Annotated in this window: 14 protein-coding genes and 2 pseudogenes; 11 read left to right on the top strand and 5 right to left on the bottom strand. The window is 73.7% G+C overall.

Annotated features, from left to right (window positions below; all coding sequences use genetic code 11):
• The first annotated feature begins 1 nt into the window (after window position 1).
• The 8 genes and pseudogenes from WME85_RS50355 to WME85_RS50320 form a co-directional block, all read left to right on the top strand.
• Entirely contained in the window at window positions 2-1054 is a 1053-nt protein-coding gene (locus tag WME85_RS50355) for an alpha/beta hydrolase family esterase (RefSeq protein WP_437832635.1), read from the top strand.
• A 44-nt stretch (window positions 1055-1098) separates the two neighbouring features.
• Window positions 1099-2346: a DUF3237 domain-containing protein gene (locus tag WME85_RS50350; protein WP_437832633.1), complete on the top strand. Its 1248-nt coding sequence runs from the start codon at window positions 1099-1101 to the stop codon at window positions 2344-2346.
• 214 nt (window positions 2347-2560) lie between these two features.
• Entirely contained in the window at window positions 2561-3760 is a 1200-nt protein-coding gene (locus WME85_RS50345; protein WP_437832631.1) for an MFS transporter, read from the top strand.
• A gap of 32 nt (window positions 3761-3792) precedes the next feature.
• A pseudogene (locus tag WME85_RS50340) lies at window positions 3793-3985 on the top strand (FAD-dependent monooxygenase); the annotation flags it as partial.
• A gap of 199 nt (window positions 3986-4184) precedes the next feature.
• On the top strand, window positions 4185-4769 hold the full coding sequence (locus tag WME85_RS50335; protein ID WP_437306195.1) for an RNA polymerase sigma factor: 585 nt from the start codon (window positions 4185-4187) through the stop codon (window positions 4767-4769).
• Window positions 4709-5461 carry a zf-HC2 domain-containing protein gene (locus tag WME85_RS50330; RefSeq protein WP_437832629.1) on the top strand — a complete coding sequence of 251 codons (753 nt, stop codon included), beginning with the start codon at window positions 4709-4711 and terminating at the stop codon, window positions 5459-5461. The genes WME85_RS50335 and WME85_RS50330 overlap by 61 nt, the downstream gene beginning before the upstream one ends.
• A 30-nt stretch (window positions 5462-5491) precedes the next feature.
• On the top strand, window positions 5492-6595 hold the full coding sequence (locus WME85_RS50325) for a cytochrome c biogenesis protein/redoxin (protein WP_437832627.1): 1104 nt from the start codon (window positions 5492-5494) through the stop codon (window positions 6593-6595).
• A gap of 178 nt (window positions 6596-6773) precedes the next feature.
• Window positions 6774-7007 (top strand): annotated as a pseudogene (locus WME85_RS50320) (DoxX family protein); the annotation flags it as partial.
• 218 nt (window positions 7008-7225) lie between these two features.
• On the opposite strand, the gene mutT reads toward WME85_RS50320, so the two are convergent.
• Window positions 7226-7654 (bottom strand): 8-oxo-dGTP diphosphatase MutT, encoded by a 429-nt coding sequence (gene mutT, locus WME85_RS50315; protein ID WP_437832625.1) that lies wholly within the window; start codon window positions 7652-7654, stop codon window positions 7226-7228.
• 381 nt (window positions 7655-8035) lie between these two features.
• On the opposite strand from mutT, the gene purM reads away from it, so the two are divergent.
• Complete coding sequence (gene purM, locus WME85_RS50310; RefSeq protein WP_437832623.1) at window positions 8036-9082, top strand: phosphoribosylformylglycinamidine cyclo-ligase; 1047 nt, start codon at window positions 8036-8038, stop codon at window positions 9080-9082.
• 21 nt (window positions 9083-9103) lie between these two features.
• Here the strand turns inward: purM and WME85_RS50305 are convergent, their stop codons facing one another.
• From WME85_RS50305 to WME85_RS50295, 3 genes are all read right to left on the bottom strand, one after another.
• The gene (locus WME85_RS50305) at window positions 9104-12853 is read right to left on the bottom strand and encodes a protein kinase domain-containing protein (protein WP_437832621.1); all 3750 of its coding nucleotides are present in this window, start codon (window positions 12851-12853) and stop codon (window positions 9104-9106) included.
• 171 nt (window positions 12854-13024) lie between these two features.
• Entirely contained in the window at window positions 13025-13234 is a 210-nt protein-coding gene (locus WME85_RS50300; protein ID WP_437832619.1) for a type II toxin-antitoxin system HicA family toxin, read from the bottom strand.
• Window positions 13235-13389: 155 nt separating this feature from the next.
• Window positions 13390-13602, bottom strand: coding sequence for a type II toxin-antitoxin system HicB family antitoxin (locus WME85_RS50295; RefSeq protein WP_437505860.1), 213 nt, complete (start codon window positions 13600-13602; stop codon window positions 13390-13392).
• A 314-nt stretch (window positions 13603-13916) separates the two neighbouring features.
• Between WME85_RS50295 and purN the strand changes: the two genes are divergently transcribed.
• Together purN and WME85_RS50285 are read left to right on the top strand one after the other, a co-directional pair.
• Window positions 13917-14648 (top strand): phosphoribosylglycinamide formyltransferase, encoded by a 732-nt coding sequence (purN, locus tag WME85_RS50290; protein WP_437832617.1) that lies wholly within the window; start codon window positions 13917-13919, stop codon window positions 14646-14648.
• Complete coding sequence (locus tag WME85_RS50285) at window positions 14645-16291, top strand: NAD(P)-binding protein (RefSeq protein ID WP_437832615.1); 1647 nt, start codon at window positions 14645-14647, stop codon at window positions 16289-16291. The genes purN and WME85_RS50285 overlap by 4 nt, the downstream gene beginning before the upstream one ends.
• Before the next feature lie 359 nt (window positions 16292-16650).
• Here the strand turns inward: WME85_RS50285 and WME85_RS50280 are convergent, their stop codons facing one another.
• Window positions 16651-17445 carry an ABC transporter ATP-binding protein gene (locus tag WME85_RS50280; protein ID WP_437832612.1) on the bottom strand — a complete coding sequence of 265 codons (795 nt, stop codon included), beginning with the start codon at window positions 17443-17445 and terminating at the stop codon, window positions 16651-16653.
• Between the last annotated feature and the right edge of the window lie 244 nt (window positions 17446-17689).

The raw sequence follows: 17689 nt of genomic DNA, 5'->3' as shown, positions 1-17689 counted from the left end.
CATGGAAACGCTTCGCAATTTCGGCACGACCGCTCCGGGGGTTGTTGCGCTCGCGGCGTTCGCGGCGCTCACGGCGCTGGCCTGCTCCGATCAGGGAGCTGTGACCGAGCCACCGGCCGGCAGCAGCGGCGCCGGAGGGCTCGCTGGGACCGGCACCAGCAGCTCCGTCGCCACGGGAGGCTCGTCGACAACAGGTGGCTCACCGGCGACGGGCGGCTCGTCCGGGTCGGTCAGTGGCGCCGGCGGCAGCGGCGGGCGCCCGGGCTCGGGGGAAGCCGGCGCGGGCGGCGCGGCCTCCGGCTCGAGCGGCTCTGGGGGAGAGACGCGGAGCACGGGCTGCGATGGCACGACGGCGCCGGAGAGCGGCCGTTTCAGCATCGATGTCGGCGGCGCGACGCGCGAGTACATCCTCGCCGTGCCGGACGACTACGATCCGAGCCATGCTTACCGGCTGATCTTCGCATGGCATCCCCGCGGCGGCTCGGCCCAGCAGGTCGCGACCGGGTTCGGCGGCGGCTATTACGGCCTGCAGAATCGCGCCGACGGCTCGGCGATCTTCGTCTCACCCGAGGGCCTCGACCAGGGCTGGGCGAACACGGATGGCCGCGACATCGCGTTCCTCCGCGCCATGCTCGACCGCCTCCGCGCCGAGCTCTGCATCGACCAGAGCAGGATCTTTTCGACGGGATTCAGCTACGGCGGCATGATGTCCTACGCGATCGGCTGCGCGATGGGCGACGTCTTCCGTGCCATCGCCCCCATGTCCGGCGCCCTCTACAGCGGCTGCGAAGACGGCGACAGCCCCGTGGCCATGTGGGGCGCCCACGGCGACGCCGACAACGTGGTTCCGCTCGAGAATGGTCAGGCCGCTCGCGATGTCTTCCTCGAGCGAAACCACTGCGATCCGCAGACCACGCCGGTCGAGCCGAGCCCCTGCGTCAGCTACGAGGGCTGCGACGCGGGCTATCCCGTCGTCTGGTGTGAGTTCGGCGGGGGCCACGAGATGCCGGACGATTCCGGGGATTCGATCTGGAGCTTCTTCTCGCAGTTCTGAGTCCAGCGAACAATGTCCTCTTACCTGAATGGATGGCGCCGACAATGAAGCTTGGAAAGAGTTCAATCAAGCTCTTGATGATGGGGATCCTTGGCGTCTGCTCTGCAGGGTGCGGTGAGTCAGGCGAGGAGGGCAGCGAAGCAACGACGAGCAGCGGCTCTGGCAGCACGGCGTCGAGCGGTCCTGGTGGGACGACTGGCACCACGGGCACGGGCGGCGCCGGCGTGGGCGGCGCGGGCAGCGGGAGCACCGGAACCGGCGGAGCCGTCGGGACCGGCGGCAGCGGCGGCGGCACAGGCGGGAGCGACGGCACGGGCGGCGGCAGCAACGGCGGCGACGAGGCGACGATCGTCCCCGATCCCTCGTGGACATGCGGCATGCCCGGCGGCATTCCGCTCCCCACGCTCGGCGAGCCCGTCTTCCGGGCGACGCTCGAGCTCGGCGAGACCCACGATGTCGGGACCACCCAGTTCGGAGATCGCCGCCTCCTCGACGTGACGGGGGGCACGCTCACGGGCGACAAGGTCCAGGCCACCTTCCTCACGGGCGGCATGGATCTCGAGCTCACGCTGTCGAACGGATCCGTCGAGCTCGAGGAGATCAACATCCTGAGGGCGAGCGACGGCACCCTCATCTACATGCGGAGCTGCGGCGTCGCCGCCGCCGGCGATGGGGTCGTCCGGGTCGTCCCGGACTTCGAGGTCGCGCAATCGAGCTCGCTCGCCTGGCTCAACACCGGGAAGTTCGCGGGCACCCGCGTCGTAGACGCCGCGGCGGGCACGATCCAGCTCGACATCTACGACATCGCCGACGTGGCCGCCGGAGAGCCGAAGATCCAGCTCAAGGATCCCGAGGGCGTTCCCAACCAGTCGTGGGAGTGCTCGACGGCGACCGGGGCGAGGGGCTCGAGCGTGTTCACCGAGTCCGTCACGCTCGGTGCTTCCGTCTCCGTCGGCGCGAGCAAGCGCGGCACGCGCAACATCATCCCCATCACCGGGGGCACCGTCACCGGTGGCATGCTGCTCAGCGGCCTGTCGGGGTCGGTGATCCCCGGAGGCGCGGACTACCAGCTCATCGGAGCGACCACGGTGCTGGACGCCCGGTACGCGCTGTCCTCGAACGACGGCGAGGTCATCCTCGTGAGGAACTGCGGACAGTTCGGCGCGCTCGTGCCGGTCTTCGAGACGCGCGCGGACGGCCCCTACGCGATCCTCAACACGAAGCAGTATGTGAGCTCCGACCCGGGAGGCGCGGCGGGCGGGGTGAGCCTCACCTTCTACGAACGCCGATAGAACCGCAGGTCCGCAGGAACACCGGCGCCTGGCGCGGCGGCAGACCGCGCCGCCGTCACGAGATGTGTCGATGCCGCCGGGACACCCTGCTGCTCTTCAGCACGGATGCTTGACCCAAGGATGGGCGCTTGAACAGTGAGCTTCAATCACCTCATCTGTTCGTCTGCGGCCCGCTGCAGCAATCCCGGGCAATGGGATGGAAAGAGGTTCCCGCATGGGCGCATCGCCCCCTCACGCGCCGCGCGGCGCCGCCACGCTATCGCTGTGCTCCCTGATCGCCCTGCTGGAAGGGTTCGACATCCAGGCCATCGGGGTGGCCGCCCCCCTGCTGATCCCTGATCTGGGCCTGACGCCCGGGCAGGCGGGCGTCGTGTTCGGGGCCGGCATGGCCGGGCTGGTCTGCGGCGCGCTGGCCGGCGGCTGGATGGCCGACCGCATGGGCCGCAAGCCGCTGCTGATGATGGCGGTCGGCGTCTTCGGCCTGTTCACGCTGGCCACCGTGGTGGCGGGCGGACCGCTGTCGCTGGGTCTCTTCCGGTTCATGGCCGGGACCGGCCTGGGGGCGGCGATGCCCACCCTGGTGGCCGTCGCCCTGGAGATCGCCCCGCCCGACCGGCGGACCCGCACGACCACCCTGATGTTCAGCGGCATGCCGGCCGGCGGCGCGCTGGCCGCGCTGTTCGCGGCCGGCTTCCTGGCGCGGTTCGGCTGGCGCAGCATCTTCGTGGCCGGCGGCGTGCTGCCGCTGCTGCTGCTGCCGGCCATGGCGCGGCTGATGCCCGACAGCCGCGCGGCGGCATCCGGCGGCGCAGAGCGGCCGGGCAGCGCGCAGGCGCTGTTCGGCCATGGCCGGCTGCTGGTCACGCTGACGTCCTGGATCACCTTCGGCCTGACGCTGCTGGTGCTGTACCTGCTCCTGAACTGGCTGCCATCGCTGGTGGCTGCCAAGGGCCTGGGCGGGGTGGGGGGCGCTGGCGCCGCCTTCGCCTTCAATGCCGGCAGCGTCATCGGCTGCTGGGTCATCGGCATGCTGGTGGATCGGCTGGGGCCGCGCCTCCCCATCATCGCGGCCTATGCCGCCCTGGCCCTGTCGATGTTCGGGCTGGCGAGGGCCGACAGCCTGCCGCCGGTGCTGGCGCTGGCCGGCCTTGCCGGCTTCTTCCTGCTGGGCGCGCAATACTCGCTCTACGGCGTCATCCCGCTCTATTACCCGGCGCGGGCGCGCGGGCTGGCCACCGGCGCCGCCATCGCCGCCGGCCGGCTGGGTTCCATCGGCGGGCCGCTGGTGGCGGGCCACCTGCTGGGCCAGGGCTGGGGCCCCGCCGGCGTGGCCATGGCCATGGTGCCGGTGGTGCTGTCGGCAGGGGTGGCGGTGGCGGTGATGACCCTCCGCGGCCGCCATGCCGATGATTGATGATTGAAGAGAGGGCGGCGCGTGGCGCGCTTCATGGGCGCATGACGCTGCTGGGCGGCGCCGCCCATCCCATGTACCCGATCGGCTCCAGCGGGCGAGCCAGGCCATCCTGGACGCCCGCGCCCTGGTCCGCGCGCTCGCCCCCACGCCGATCCGGTGGAAGCGCTGGCCGCCTACGAGGCCGAGCGCCTGCCGCCATCGTCGCGGCCGATCGCTACCAGCCGACCGCTACCAGGTGCTGACCGGCCTGAAGCGCGCCTCGTACCCCTTCGCGTGAGCCCGCCCCTCGTCCCCTGAGGACGCTCGACGTGACGGTGGCCTGCCGGTCACCGTCGAGCGCCGGGAACTTTTCGCGGCCCTCGCCGTGTCCTGTGAGTGTCCGGTGAAGCAGGCGGCCTGAAGCCCCCTGCCCCCGGCCCAGCTCATGCCCACGTTTCCCCACGCCTCCTTCCTCGACCGGCTGCTCGCCGAGCTCCCGTCCCTCCTGCGCGCGGCGCGTCGCCTGACGCGCTCGGAGCAGGACGCCGAGGACCTGGCGCAGGCGACGGTCGTGCGCGCGATCGAGCGGCACGCCGACCTGCGCGACGAGGATCGCATGCGCGCGTGGCTGCTCCGTATCGAGCGGTCGGTGCTGCTCAACGCGACGCGGGGGGCGCGGCAGCGCCTCGAGGTGATCGAGGGCGGTCGCGGCGCCGAGTCGGTGCCGGAGCCGCAGGGCAATCTGGAGGCGGAGCTGCTCGAGCGCGGCTTCGCCGACGAGGTCGAGCGCGCGCTCGCGCGCCTGCCCCCGGAGTGGCGCGAGGCGCTGCTCCTGCGGGAGGTCGAGGACCTCACGTACGAGGAGATCGCCGATCTCCAGGCGTGCCCCGTGGGCACGGTGCGATCACGGCTCTCGCGGGCGCGGCTCGCGCTCGTCGAGGGCCTCTCCGAACGGCATGAGGAGATGTCATGGCAGGGTGCAACCGCGAGTGGTTCGAGAACATTTCGGCGTGGCACGACGACGAGGTGACGCCCGAAGACGGAGCGCGGATCGAGGCGCACCTCGCCGTCTGCGGGCCCTGCCGGCGCGCCGTGGAGGTCCTTGGCAGCGTGCGGCGCGCGCTCGTCGCGAAGGCGGACGGGGAGGTCCCGCAGCGCCTGCGCGACCGGGCGGAGGCCGCCGCGCGGAATGCGCGGAGCGCGCGCGCGCGGCGCCGCGGCCGCTGGGTGGTCACGGCCGCCCTCGCCGCGGCCGCGACGGCTGCCGCGCTGCTCGTCGGCAGCCCGAGCCGCGGCGTGGGCGCGGCGATGGCGGACGAGCTCGTGAGCCACCACGTGCGCGGCTTCGCGCGCGAGCGCCCGTGCGACTTCGAATCCTCCGATCCGGGCGCCGTCGCCGGATGGCTCGAGGGCAAGCTCGGCTACGCGGTGACCGTCCCGGCGGTGTCCGGCGCCCGGCTGCTCGGGGCGCGTCTCTGCCAGATCGGAGCCACCCGCACGGCGGCGCTCATGTACGAGAGCGGAGACAAGCCGCTCACGGTGTTCGTGCCGCCGCCCGGCTCCAACGCCGCCACGGCCGCGCGCTCGCTCGCGGGGCGCGGCGTGGGGTGCACCCGGGGGCCGCTCGGCAACGCGATCTGCGCGAGGAGCGTGGAGCAGCCGGTGCTCGCGGTCGCCGAGCTGGACGTCGCGGCGCTCGCGCCGGCGCTTGGCAGGCCCTGATCCCGTCCATCACGAGGACCACGAGGACCCATGACGATCGGTTCATTGCTGACGCTCTTCGGCGCGGGCCTGCTGACGTTCGCGTCGCCCTGCGTGCTCCCGATGCTCCCCGTCTACCTGTCGGCCCTCGGCGGCGCCGGGGCGCTCGGCGGTCCGGACCGCGCCGCGGTGAAGCGCAGCGTGCGCCTCGCCGGCGTCGGCTTCGCGCTCGGCCTCGCGATCGTGCTCGTCGCGCTCGGCGCCGGCGCGTCGGCGCTCGCCGCGGCCCTCGCGCCCCACCGGCACGCGCTCACCGTCGCCTCCGGCGTGATCCTGGCGCTCTTCGGCGCGAAGCTCCTCGGCGTGCTCCACCTCCCGTGGCTGGAGCGCGAGGCGCGCCCGCTCCTCTCCCGCCTCCCGGGCGCGGGCGGCTTCTGGGGAGGCATGCTCTTCGGGATCGCGTTCGCGGCAGGGTGGACGCCGTGCGTCGGCCCGGTGCTCGGCGCCGCGCTCACCTACGCGGCCAGCGCGGGCGCGAGCCCGCTCACCGGCGCGATCCAGCTCGGCGCTTACGCCGCGGGCCTCGCCGCGCCGCTCGTCGTCGCGGCCTTCGTCGGGCCCACGGCCGTCGCGCTCGCGCGCCGCCTGGTGCCGGCCACGCCGGCCCTCCAGCGCGTGACGGGGGCGCTGCTCGTGGTCCTCGGGGTCGCGCTCGCGTCCGGCCGCCTGGACGCCCTCTCGCCGGCGCCCGCCGCAGCCGTGGCTGCGAGCGCGCCTTGCGATGGCGGCCCCGCCGGCGCGTGCGCGGCCCCGGAGGGCGTCATGGAGCACGGCGACGTCGCGCTGCCCGAGGGGAAGCCCAGGCTGGTCGAGTTCGTGAGCGCGCACTGCGCGGTGTGCGAGCGCATGGCGCCGCTCGTGAGGGAGCTCGAAGCGCGCTGCGCCAAGGAGGCCGACACCGTGGTGCGCATCCAGGTCGACGAGCCTCGCGGGCAGGCCCTCGCCGCCCACTACGGCGTGCGCTTCGTGCCGACGTTCCTCAGCGTCGACGCCGCCGGGCAGGAGGTGGAGCGCGCCGTCGGCGAGCTGCAACGCCAGCGGCTCGCGAGCCTGCTCGGCGACGTCCGCGGCGAGGCTTGCCCCCCGGCGCTGTGAGCGCCCTCGGCGGGACGCTCTCCTTCCTCATCCCCGGAGGCCACCCGAGCTCCGGGACTCTCTCCCTCGTCATCCCCGGAGGTCACCCGAGCTCCGGGACTCTCTCCCTCGTCATCCCCGGAGGCCACCCGGGTTCCGCGATACGCCTCGTACCCGGTCGGCAGGAGACATCACCCGGATGAGCCACAGAACATCGATAGTCGAAGAGAGATACAGCCAGTGGGCGCCCCTCCTGATGCGCCTGGTCATGGGCTATGGCTTCATTTTACATGGCTGGGTGAAGGTCAGCAGAGGGCCCGCCAGATTCGAGGTGCTGCTCACCCAGCTCGGCGTCCCCTTGCCGCAGCTCATGTCCTGGGTGGTGCCGTTCGTGGAGATCCTGGGCGGCATCGCCGTCCTCGCGGGCGCGTTCACCGCGATCGCTGCCGTTCCCCTCATCGCCACGATGCTGACGGCCATGTTTTCCGTCCACCTCCGGCATGGCTTCAGCTCCGTCAACACGATCGGATTGACGGCGGACGGGCCTGTGTTTGGCCCTCCCGGGTACGAGATCAACTTGGTGTATATCGCGGGGCTGCTCTCTCTCGCGCTCGGCGGCGCAGGCGCGTTCTCCATCGACTCCCTGATGGCTCATCGGAGGGTGAGCCGCGCGCGCACCTTGGCGAGCACCGGGACGTCGGCCGGCGGGAAGAGCTCGTCCTGGAGCTCGGGCGCCTCGGCCCAGCGCACGGCGGCCACGTCGAGCGGCGCGGGAGCCGGCGAGCCCTCGACGAGCGATGCCTCGTAAAAGAGGAGCAGGACCGGCTTCCTCGGGTAACGGTAATAAGTCACCTCCACGATGTCGCCGACGCGGGCCTCCACGCCGATCTCCTCGCGCAGCTCGCGGACGAGGGCGTCCCGCGGATCTTCGCCCGCCTCGACCTTGCCGCCCGGGAACTCCCACGCGCCCTCGAGGTGGGCGCCCACCTTGCGCTGCGTGAGCAGCACGCGGCCGCGCTCGATGATGACGGCGGCGGCGACGAGGACGAGGGGAGGAACGGGGTCAGGCGTGGCGGACATGGGCGCCTAGGATGTCGACAGCGGAGCAGAAGACAAGGCCGTGGAGCCGCTCACGACAGCTCCCCAGTGAAGAGCCGCCACCTGCTGGATACGGTCAGTTGCTGCGAAAAAATCGCATCGACAAAGGGAATGGACCACAAGGGGCGTGAGACGCGCCGCGCCGCGCGGGCGACCAGGCCGTGGACAGGCGCAAGGAGCGGCACGCGCTGGGGCGTGCCGCGCGGCGCTGCCCCCCTTCCTGTAGCGGCGGCGCCGCGGAGCGCGCCTGCGCCGGGCTGGCCGCCGCGCTCGCCGGCCGCGCCGCCCACGCCGGCCGGCGCGCCGGCCGCGCCGGGAGCGAGCCCGCTTCCCTTTGCCGCGGAGGTATGGGATGCGCCTCGCATGAGCGTCACATACCGGGAAGCGGGGGTCGATATCGATGCAGGGGACGCGCTCGTCGAGCGCATCAAGCGGCTCGCGAAGCCGACGCGCACCCCCGAGGTGCTGGCCGACGTGGGCGGGTTCGCCGGGCTGTGCATGCTGCCGGGCGGGCTGTCCGAGCCGGTGCTCGTCAGCGGCACCGACGGCGTCGGCACCAAGCTGAAGGTCGCGTTCGCGACCGGCGTCCACGACACGGTCGGCATCGATCTCGTCGCCATGTGCGTCAACGACGTGCTGACGGTCGGCGCGCGCCCGCTGTTCTTCCTGGACTACTTCGCCACCGGCAAGCTCGACGTCGACGTCGGCGAGGCGGTGGTGCGCGGCATCGCCGACGGCTGCAAGCAGGCCGGCTGCGCGCTCATCGGCGGCGAGACGGCCGAGCTGCCCGGCATGTACGCCGACGGCGAGTACGACCTCGCCGGCTTCGCCGTGGGCGTCGTCGAGCGCTCGCGCATCCTCGACGGCAAGCGGATCGCCGCCGGCGACGCGGTGATCGGCGTGGCGTCGAGCGGCCTGCACTCGAACGGCTACTCGCTCGCGCGGCGGGTGCTCGAGAAGGAGATGGGGCTCCGGATGGGCGACCGCGTGGACGAGCTCGGCGCGACCGTGGGCGAGGCGCTGCTCACGCCCACCCGCATCTACGCGCGCGCGATCACGGCGCTGCTCGCCGCCTCTGGCGAGGCGGTGAGGGGGCTCTCGCACATCACGGGCGGCGGCCTGCCGGGGAACCTCCCGCGCGTGCTGCCGGACGGGCTGGGCGCGCGGCTCGACCTCGGCTCCTACCAGCGGCCGGCGGTGTTCCAGGTGCTCCAGCGCGGCGGACCGGTGGAGGAGGCCGAGATGCGGCGCACGTTCAACCTCGGCGTCGGGCTGGTCGCGGTCGTGGAGAAGGGCGCCGCGGACCGGGCGATCGAGGCGCTCGCCGGGAGCGGGGAGCGGGCGTGGGTGCTCGGAGAGATCGTGTCCGTCGGCGACGTGCCCTTCGAGGAGCGCGTCCAGTTCGGATGAGGGCGCCGGCGCGGCTCGAGCTCAGCCGTCTTCGAGCCGCGCCCTCAGCTTCTTGATCGCCTCATCGATGGTCCGGTTCTTCGTGTAACAGGGCCTCACCGCCGTCTCGAGCACCACCAGGGTGCGCTGATCGCCCTCGGAGACGGCGCGATCGAGGAACTGCAGCTTCTCGCCGCAGGTGGCGTCGCGCAGCTCGAAGGCGATGCGGACGGCGGGCGTCCCGCGGGCGGCGACCTCCGGATCCCGGAGCAGCTTGGCCGCGCGCGTGGCCGGGGTGGAGCGGCCGCGGGTCTCGACGATCTCGTAGAGCACGTCGAGGCCCGCTGTCCCGAAGCGGCTCGCGAGCGCGTCGAAGACCTTGTCGGCGAGCTCTTCGCCCGTCTTCGAGATGGAGATGGCGACGTTGCGCGCGGCGATGGCGACCGCGCGGTCGCGCAGCGCGGTCGGGTCGCGCTCGGCGAGCTGGTTGAGCGCCTCGGCGGCCTTGACCCACTTGCGCGCCCTGACCGCGCCGGTGAGCGCCTTCCGGGTTTCCTCGTCGGGCGGGGGCTCGGCCGGCGTGTCCGTCGCGGCGGGCCCGGCGGGCGCGTCAGAGCCGGCCGGGGCAGCCTCTGGCGCCGGGCCGGCGGGGCCGGGCTCCCCCGGGGCGGCGGTCGTGTCGGTAGGCGCGGGCTCGTTCGTCGCGAGCGCGCTCGCCGGCGGCTGCGTCAGGCCGAGCTGGGGCTCTGGCTCGGGCGGGGCTCGCCCGCCGCTGGCGAGCGCGGCGATCACGGCCGCCGCGAGCAGGCCGCCGCCGAGGTAGGGAGCGATCTGGCGCAGGCGGGCGCCGAGGTCGGCCTGGCGCACCCGCGCGGCGCGCGCTTCCCGGGCGGCGAGCTTCCGTCTGGCCTTCTCCTCGCGCTCGCGGGTGACGCGCGCTGCCGCCTCGGCGGCCTTGCGTCTCGCCTCTTCCTCGCGCTCGCGGGCGACGCGCTCTGCCTCCGCGGCCTCCAGCTCGCGCAGCAGCGTCGGGGCGAACGCGGGTCGCGAGCCGCTCAGGCGTCCGGAGCTCGGCTCCGAGGCGGGCACCTCGTCCTCCGCGGGCGGCTCGTCCGCCTGCGGCGAAGCGGGCGAAGCGGACGGCGACGCCTCCTGGGTCGGCTGTGCCTTCACGGAAGGCGCGGGCGTCCTTGCCGAAGCGGGCTCCGCGGCGGCGGGCGCGGGCGGCTGCGATGATGCTGGCGTCGCAGCAGAGGGCGGTGGCCGCTGCGATGACGCTGGCGCTGCGGCGGCGGGCGACGGCGGCTGCGATGATGCTGGCGTCGCAGCAGAGGGCGGTGGCCGCTGCGATGACGCTGGCGCTGCGACGGCGGGCGACGGCGGCTGCGATGATGCTGGCGTCGCCGCGGCAAGCGACGGCGGCTGCGATGATGCTGGCGCTGCGGCAGCGAGCGACGGCGGCTGTGATGATGCTGGCGTCGCCGCGGCGGACGACGGCGGCTGCGATGACGCCGGCGCTGCGGCGGCGGGCGGTGGCCGCTGCGATGACGCTGGTGTCGCCGCGGCGAGCGACGGCGGCTGCGAAGACGTGGGCCGCGCCGCAGCAGGCGCGGGCGGCTGCGATGACGCTGGCGCTGCGGCCGTGGGCGAAGGCGGCGGCGACGATGCTAGCTCCGCAGCAGAAGGCGCAGACCGCCTCGCCGACGCTGGCTCCGCAGCAGAAGGCGCAGACCGCCTCGCCGACGCCGGCTCCGCAGCGATGGGAGCGGGCGGCCTGGAAGACGCCGGCTCTCCAGCGGAAGGAGCAGACGGCCTCGCCGACGCCCGCTCCGCAGCGGCAGGCGCAGATGGACTCGCTAGCGACGCCTCCGCGGCGGGCGCTGGCGACGGCTCCTCCGCCCCTGTCAGCGACGGTTTCTTCGACGAGGGCGCCGCCGGACGTCGCTCCAGCTCCTCCGGCGACCGCTCCTCCAGCGGCAGACTCGTGGAGGCCGGCCCCGCCGGCTCCTTCGCCGCCAGCTCCTCCATCGACCGCGACGGCTCCGTCGGTCGCGGCGGCGGCGCCTCCAGCGACGGAGGCCTCGAGCTCCGCGGCGCCGGCTCCTGCAGCGCCGGCTCCTGCGACGCCGGCTCCTGCGACGCCGGCTGCTCCTGCGGCGACGGCGGCTCAGCGGCTCCGGCGAGAGCGCCGCGGCTGGCGGCTTCCTCCCGCGCGAAGGCCACCTGGGCCATGAACGCTGCCCCGCCCACCGCGGTCGGGCGCGAGTCGCTCGACAGCGTCTCGTCGTCGGCTCCGGCGAGAGCGCCGCGGCTGGCGGCTTCCTCCCGCGCGAAGGCCACCTGGGCCATGAACGCCGCGCCGCCCACCGCGGTCGGGCGCGAGTCGCTCGTGAGCTCGGCGACGAGGCTCGGCGTGTTGCGCACCGGCGTCGGCCTCGAGTAGCTGGGAGGGCCTTCCGCTTCCGCCTCCGCCGCGTCCTCCCGTACCGCCGCCAGCTCCAGATCGCCCGCGCCGCCCTCGGTCGGCTCGCCCGCCGCGCGCGCGCTCTCCGCCTCCGCCGCGCCCGCGCCGCCTCCGGCCGCCTCGCCAGCGGCCCGCTCTGCGGCGGGCTCCAGCGCGTCCGCGACCTCGCTCAGCGAGACGAGGCACGAGTCCCCGAGGACGATCGCCGAGGCGCTGCCCGGGTTCGCCTCCGGCGCGCGCGGCGGCGCGCTGGGCAAGGGCGGCCGGTTGCTCGGGACGCGCGGCGCGTCCGCGATCGCTGGGACCGACGTCATCTCGGCGCGCGACGACATCTCCGCGCGCGGCTCCTGCGTCACGATCCCCGACGCGGCGCACGCCTGGTCGAGCGCCGCGATCAGCTCCGCCGCGGTCTCGAAGCGGGCGCGCGGCTGCTTCTCGAGCAGCCGCCGCACGACCGCCTCGATGGCCGGCGGCACCGCGACGCCCGGGGAGTGCTCGGCGATGGCCGGGACGGGCGCGCTGCGCTGCTGGTTGAAGAGCTCGACCGGATCCCTGGCCAGGAACGGGTGCTTGCCGGCCAGCATCTCGTAGAAGATGAGGCCCAGGGCGTAGAGGTCCGCGCGCTCGTCGACGAAGTCCATCCCGAGCGCCGACTCCGGGGCGAGGTAGGCGATGGTCCCGAAGATCACCCCCGCCGTGGTGAGCCGGACCGGGCGCGACTCCGGCTCCAGCCCCATCCGCACGGACTCCGGCGCCGCGGCCGATCTGCGCAGCTGGTCGACGCTCACCTTCGCGAGGCCGAAGTCGATGAGCTTCACGAGGTCGCCCTGCGGCTCGACCACCATCACGTTGCGCGGCTTCAGGTCGCGGTGGACGATGTTCATCGCGTGGGTCGCGTCGAGCGCGGCCGCGAGCTGCCTGGCGATCAGGACGGCGCGCGCCGCGGGCATCGGCCCCCGGCGGATGATCTCGTGGAGCGTCGTCCCGCGGACGTACTCCAGGACGAGGAAGAACGAGCCGTCCTCGGCCTCGCCGAAGTCGGTCGCGGTGGCGACGTTCCGGTGCTGGATGTGGGCGCCGGCGATCGCCTCGCGCTCGAAGCGCTGCACCAGCTCGGGGAGCCGCTCCGTGTCCGGGTGCAGGATCTTGATCGCGACGCGCTTGTGCATGTGCACGTGCTCGCCGCGGTAGACCGCGCCCATGCCGCCCATGGCGATGACCTCGTCGATGCGGTAGCGCTTCGAGATCACCCGCCCGAGGTAGGACGCGGCCCGCTGCTTCGCGGCCTCGTCGGTGGTCAGGGGCGGCTCGGGCGGGCGTTCCGACATCGTGGCGGCGCCACCCTACCGCGAGCGGCGCGGCATTGGTAGGTGGCCGGCCAGAGGGACCGGCGCGCGACGTCCGGCGCCGGCGCTCGCCGCTCATCCCCCGGCGTCAGGCCGCCCCGGCCGGCGTCGATCATGTCCGTCGGATCGGCCATCCGGCTCCAGAACGCCGCTCTATAGATCGCCTGGTGCGAGGCCGGTGTGCTTGCTGATGCGAGCGAGCATCCGCGGTCCAATCTCGTCATCGTCGTGGAATGCGAAGACGAAGTCGTCCCAGCCGTCCCGCTCCAGCACCCGGTGCGACCCGGACTGCCACTTGATGCGCCATCCAATGCGCAAGAGCGCAGACAGCACGCGCTTCGCTTTCGCAGCTCCCCAGGCCATGGCGCGTCAACTCCGCCGTCCAGCGTGGACCTCGGCGACCGAAGCGGGGGGAGGAGAGACGGTGGACGACAGCGGGGAGTCGACCGGTCCGAGACTCGCCCTGAGCTCTCCCAGCGCGTTGAGCGCATCGAGGCGTTCGAAACCACGGACCGGCATCATGCAGCCACAAACAACAGCTCGAGCGGCCCGGCGGTTGTCTCGCCGTTCTCGAGGCGCTCGGCGATCACCCTCAACGCCAGCGCTTCCACGCGCGCCACGGCCTCATCCTTCGTCGCGCCGTACGCCATCGCGCCGGCCAACTCGGGGATTTCTGCGATCCAGCGCCCGTCCACCTCGCGCTCGGTCTCGATCGTGAACCGTTGAGGCATGCCACAGCATGTGCCCCTTCCAGGGGCGCGCGCAAGCGGGAGGCGTCGTTCCACGAGTCCTGCTCCTCGTCTCTCTGCGACCAGAGCGCGGGGCGCGAGGTCGACCAGCCACGGCGCCGAGAGGACCGCGGCGCGCCCTCGGTGCGACCCCCTCCGCCGCCCCGCCATGCGGCTGCTCCGCCGTCGCCCCGGCCGGACGCCCGCCGCTCCGCCACGCGCCGGCTCCGCCGCCGCCCCGGCTCCGGCCGCCGCGCCGCCCTCCCCGCCGCCCCGGATCTCTCCCGCGCCCGCCTCCGCCGTAGTATCTGCCCCCCATGCCCCCCCTCGATCTCGGCGTCCTCATCTCCGGCCGCGGCTCGAACCTCCAGGCGATCCTCGACGCGATCGCCGACGGCCGCCTCGACGCCCGCGTGCGGCTCGTCCTCTCGAACCGGCCCGGCGTGGAGGGCCTCGCGCGCGCCGAGCGCGCGGGCGTCCCGACGCGCGTCATCGCGCACCGGGACTTCACCGACCGCGACACCTTCGACGCCGCCGTCGTCGACGCCCTCCGCGACGCGGGCGCGACCTGGGTCGTCCTCGCCGGCTTCATGCGCCTGCTCACGACGACCTTCCTCGACGCCTTCCCCCACCGCGTCGTCAACATCCACCCGTCGCTCCTGCCCTCCTTCCCCGGCGTCGACGCCCAGCAGCAGGCGCTCGACCACGGCGTGCGCATCACCGGCTGTACCGTCCACCTCGTGGACGCCGGCACCGACACCGGGCCGATCCTCGCGCAGGCCGCCGTCCCCGTGCTCGACGGCGACGACCACGACACCCTCGCCGCGCGCATCCTCGTCCAGGAGCACGCCCTGCTCGTCCGCGCGCTCTCGTGGATCGCCGAGGGGCGCCTCCAGGTCACGCCGCCCGCCGCGCCCGGCGGCCGCGCGCGCGCGTCGATCGCCGGCGTCGGCACGGCGCTCGGGCTCGCCGCCGTCGACGCAGCGCTCGGGCTCGCCGAGGGCGGCCGCGCGCGCGGAAACGTCGGGGAAGTCGGGGAAGGGGCGTGATCCACAAGCACTACGACGTCATCGTCCTCGGCCGCTCCATCGGCGCGCTCACGGCCGCGGCGCTCCTCGCGCGGCGCGACTTCACCGTGATGGTCGTCGGGCACGGCGAGCGCCCGCCCACCTACCGCCTCGACCAGCACGTCCTCCGCCGCCGCGCCTTCACCATGCTCGCCGAGCCCTCGCCGGCGTGGCGCCGCTTCCTCGTCGAGCTCGCCCAGTCGCAGACATGGAAGCGCCGCATCGTCCCCGCCGCCCCCATGCTCCAGGCTGTCGCCCCGCGCCGGCGCCTCGACGTGCCGCCCGACATGGTCCTCTTCGGCCGCGAGATCGACCGCGAGTTCCCCGAGCTCCGGCGCGTCGTCGACGAGCTCTACGCCGAGCTCGCCCACGTGAACGGCGCCGCCGACGACGCGTTCTCGCACGACGCCCTCTGGCCGCCGGGCACGTTCTGGGAGCGGCGCGAGACCGCCCGCTACGCCGCCATGCTCCCGTACGCGCGCGCCGAGCCCGACGCCGACCTGCTCGTCGAGTTCCCGCGCGGCCACCTGTTCCGCTCCATCGTCACGCAGTCGGTCCTCTTCGCCACGGACCTGTCGGCGCTGCCGCCCCCGTTCGCCGTGGCGCGCCTGCACGGGGCGTGGACGCGCGGGCTGATGACGCTCCCGCGCGGCGAGGAGGAGCTCGAGGAGTTCCTGCTCGAGCGCATCCTCGCCCACGGCGGCCGCTGCCTGCTCGACGAGCGCGCCGCGTCGGTCCACGTCCGCCGCGGCACCGCGGCGGGGGTCGTCCTCGACGGCGACGACCACCCGAACGGCAGCAGCTTCGTGATCACCGACATGGACGGCGAGACGCTCGCGAGCCTCGCGGGCGGCGAGGGCATCCACAAGCGCGCGCTGCGCGAGTGGCCGCGCATCACCTCCTCGGTCGGCCGCTTCGTCGTGTCGCTCATCGTGCGCCGCGAGGGCCTGCCCGAGCCGCTCGGCCCCGAGGCGCTCCTGCTGCCCTTCCACTCGCCGCCCTCCGCGCTGGCCGGCCGCGCGATGACGTCGCCGCCGCCCCCGTCACGCGCGCCGGGCGACGCCGCCTCCGGGGGCCGCCCGAGCTCCCCGCGGCAGACGCGGCCTGCCGGGCCCCTCCGCCCCGTGGTCCACCTCCAGCGCTGCGATCTCCCGCCGCCCTCGACCGACACGCTGCTCGTGGCGGAGATCCTGCTCCCCGACCGGGGCCCGCTGTCGCTGCTCGAGGCGCGCCAGGCGGTGCTCGACGCGCTCACGGCCGAGCTGCCGTTCCTCGAGCGCCACCTCGTGCTCGTGGACTCGGTGCACGACGGCCTGCCGGTGTGGCTCTACGACGGCCAGCGCCGCCGACTCGTCGAGCGCGCGGCGCTGAAGGGCGCCGCCCCGGGCGCCGAGCCGATGGTGCGGCAGCTCGAGGTCGACCCGCCCGGCTATCTCGGGCTCGCGGGCGAGCCGATCCGCGGGCCGATCGAGCGGACGCTGCTCGTGGGTCGCAGCGTGCTGCCCGGCCTCGGCCAGGAGGGCCAGCTGCTCGCGGCCTGGGGGGCGGCGCGGCTCGTGACCCGGACCGATCGGCGCAAGGAGCGCATGCGGCGGGACATGTGGAGCAAGGTCGAGATCGGGTAGCGGACAGGCCCCGCCGAGATGCCCGGCCCCGTGAGAGGGTGTTCTCGGCGCGGGGTGGGGGCCCCGCCGAGATGCCCGGCCCCGTGAGAGGGTGTTCTCGGCGCGGGGTGGGGGCCCCGCCGAGATGCCCGGCCCCGTGAGAGGGTGTTCTCGGCGCGGGGTGGGGGCCCCGCCGAACTCGCCTGAGACATGAAGCCGGAGGCTTCATGTCTCAGGCTCAGACATCGGCCCATCCCCCACCCCGCGCCGAGAACACCCTCTCACGGGGCCTACCGATTTACTTGATGTGTCCGTCACCCGGGCAGCGGCGGTTCCTCACCCCGCGAAGCTGGCGAGACACGAGGGCGAGACTCCGTGTCTCAGACGGGCCGGGGAAAAACCTGGAAGAAACCACCGCGCTCTACCACGGAGAGCGGCACGTCGAAGAGGCGCGAGAGGTTGTCGTCGGTCAGGACCTCGCGCTTCGGGCCGTCGGCGAAGACTCGGCCCTTCCGGAGCAGGACCACCCGCTCGATCTCCGGCGGGATCTCGTGGACATGGTGCGTCACGAGGATCAGCGTCTTGCCACGGTGCACGAGGCGCCTGAGCAGCTCGACCAGCTCGAACGCGGCCTTCAGATCGAGGCTCGTCGTCGGCTCGTCAAGCACGAGCGCCTCCGGGTCGTGCACGAGCGCGCGCCCGAGCAGGCAGCGCCGCTGCTCGCCAGCGGACATCTCGGCGATGGGCTTGTCGCCAAGGTGCGCCACCCCGAGGTCGCGGAGCACCGCCTCGGCCCGCCCACGCTGCGCGGCCGTCGGCGGATCGTGGTCGTGCAGCCCGGCGCTCGCGAAGAAGCCGGAGAGCACCACGTCGAAGCCCCGCACATCCCGCGGATAGGCCATTTGCAGCTCGTACGACACGAGCCCCAACCTGCGCCGGAGCGCGAAGACCTCCCACCTTTCGCGCCCCAGGATCCGCACCGCCGAGCCCTCGCGGTGGACCGGATAGATCTCCCGCGAGAGCAACCTCAGCAGGGTCGACTTCCCGGCCCCGTTGGGCCCGAGGATCGCGGCGCTCTCCCCCTGCTCGATGCGCAGCGACAGATCCTCGAAGACACGCGTATCGCCCCGGAAAACCTCGGCGTTCTCGATCTCGATGAGAGCCGGCACGCTCATCGCTCCACTCCACGGATCACGTCCATGCGGCGCAGACTAGTGGAGCGCAGAGCGAGATAAAAGGCATACATCCTAACGGACAGAGCAGAGAAGCTCAAGCTCCTTATATCCATCACATCACCCGACATGTCGGGTCTCGTCAGGCCGCGTCGGGTCTCGTCAGACAATGCGTGTTGTCTCGCCGTCTCGCTGCCCCGCGTGGGCCGAGCTCTCTCGGTCCCAGGTCCCTGGTCTCTTGCCTCCC

The organism is Sorangium sp. So ce1153 (assembly GCF_051521595.1).
Taxonomy (GTDB): domain Bacteria; phylum Myxococcota_A; class Polyangia; order Polyangiales; family Polyangiaceae; genus Sorangium.
The sequence above is the reverse complement of the archived record's forward strand: the minus strand, read 5'-3'. Positions and strand labels throughout refer to the sequence as shown.

Bases quoted from the DNA above. Each gene is read 5' to 3' on its own strand.
- WME85_RS50355 (WP_437832635.1), top strand. From the start codon at position 2: ATGGAAACGCTTCGCAATTTCGGCACGACCGCTCCGGGGGTTGTTGCG.
- WME85_RS50350 (WP_437832633.1), top strand. From the start codon at position 1,099: ATGAAGCTTGGAAAGAGTTCAATCAAGCTCTTGATGATGGGGATCCTT.
- WME85_RS50345 (WP_437832631.1), top strand. From the start codon at position 2,561: ATGGGCGCATCGCCCCCTCACGCGCCGCGCGGCGCCGCCACGCTATCG.
- WME85_RS50335 (WP_437306195.1), top strand. From the start codon at position 4,185: ATGCCCACGTTTCCCCACGCCTCCTTCCTCGACCGGCTGCTCGCCGAG.
- WME85_RS50330 (WP_437832629.1), top strand. From the start codon at position 4,709: ATGGCAGGGTGCAACCGCGAGTGGTTCGAGAACATTTCGGCGTGGCAC.
- WME85_RS50325 (WP_437832627.1), top strand. From the start codon at position 5,492: ATGACGATCGGTTCATTGCTGACGCTCTTCGGCGCGGGCCTGCTGACG.
- mutT (WP_437832625.1), bottom strand. From the start codon at position 7,654: ATGTCCGCCACGCCTGACCCCGTTCCTCCCCTCGTCCTCGTCGCCGCC.
- purM (WP_437832623.1), top strand. From the start codon at position 8,036: ATGAGCGTCACATACCGGGAAGCGGGGGTCGATATCGATGCAGGGGAC.
- WME85_RS50305 (WP_437832621.1), bottom strand. From the start codon at position 12,853: ATGTCGGAACGCCCGCCCGAGCCGCCCCTGACCACCGACGAGGCCGCG.
- WME85_RS50300 (WP_437832619.1), bottom strand. From the start codon at position 13,234: ATGGCCTGGGGAGCTGCGAAAGCGAAGCGCGTGCTGTCTGCGCTCTTG.
- WME85_RS50295 (WP_437505860.1), bottom strand. From the start codon at position 13,602: ATGCCTCAACGGTTCACGATCGAGACCGAGCGCGAGGTGGACGGGCGC.
- purN (WP_437832617.1), top strand. From the start codon at position 13,917: ATGCCCCCCCTCGATCTCGGCGTCCTCATCTCCGGCCGCGGCTCGAAC.
- WME85_RS50280 (WP_437832612.1), bottom strand. From the start codon at position 17,445: ATGAGCGTGCCGGCTCTCATCGAGATCGAGAACGCCGAGGTTTTCCGG.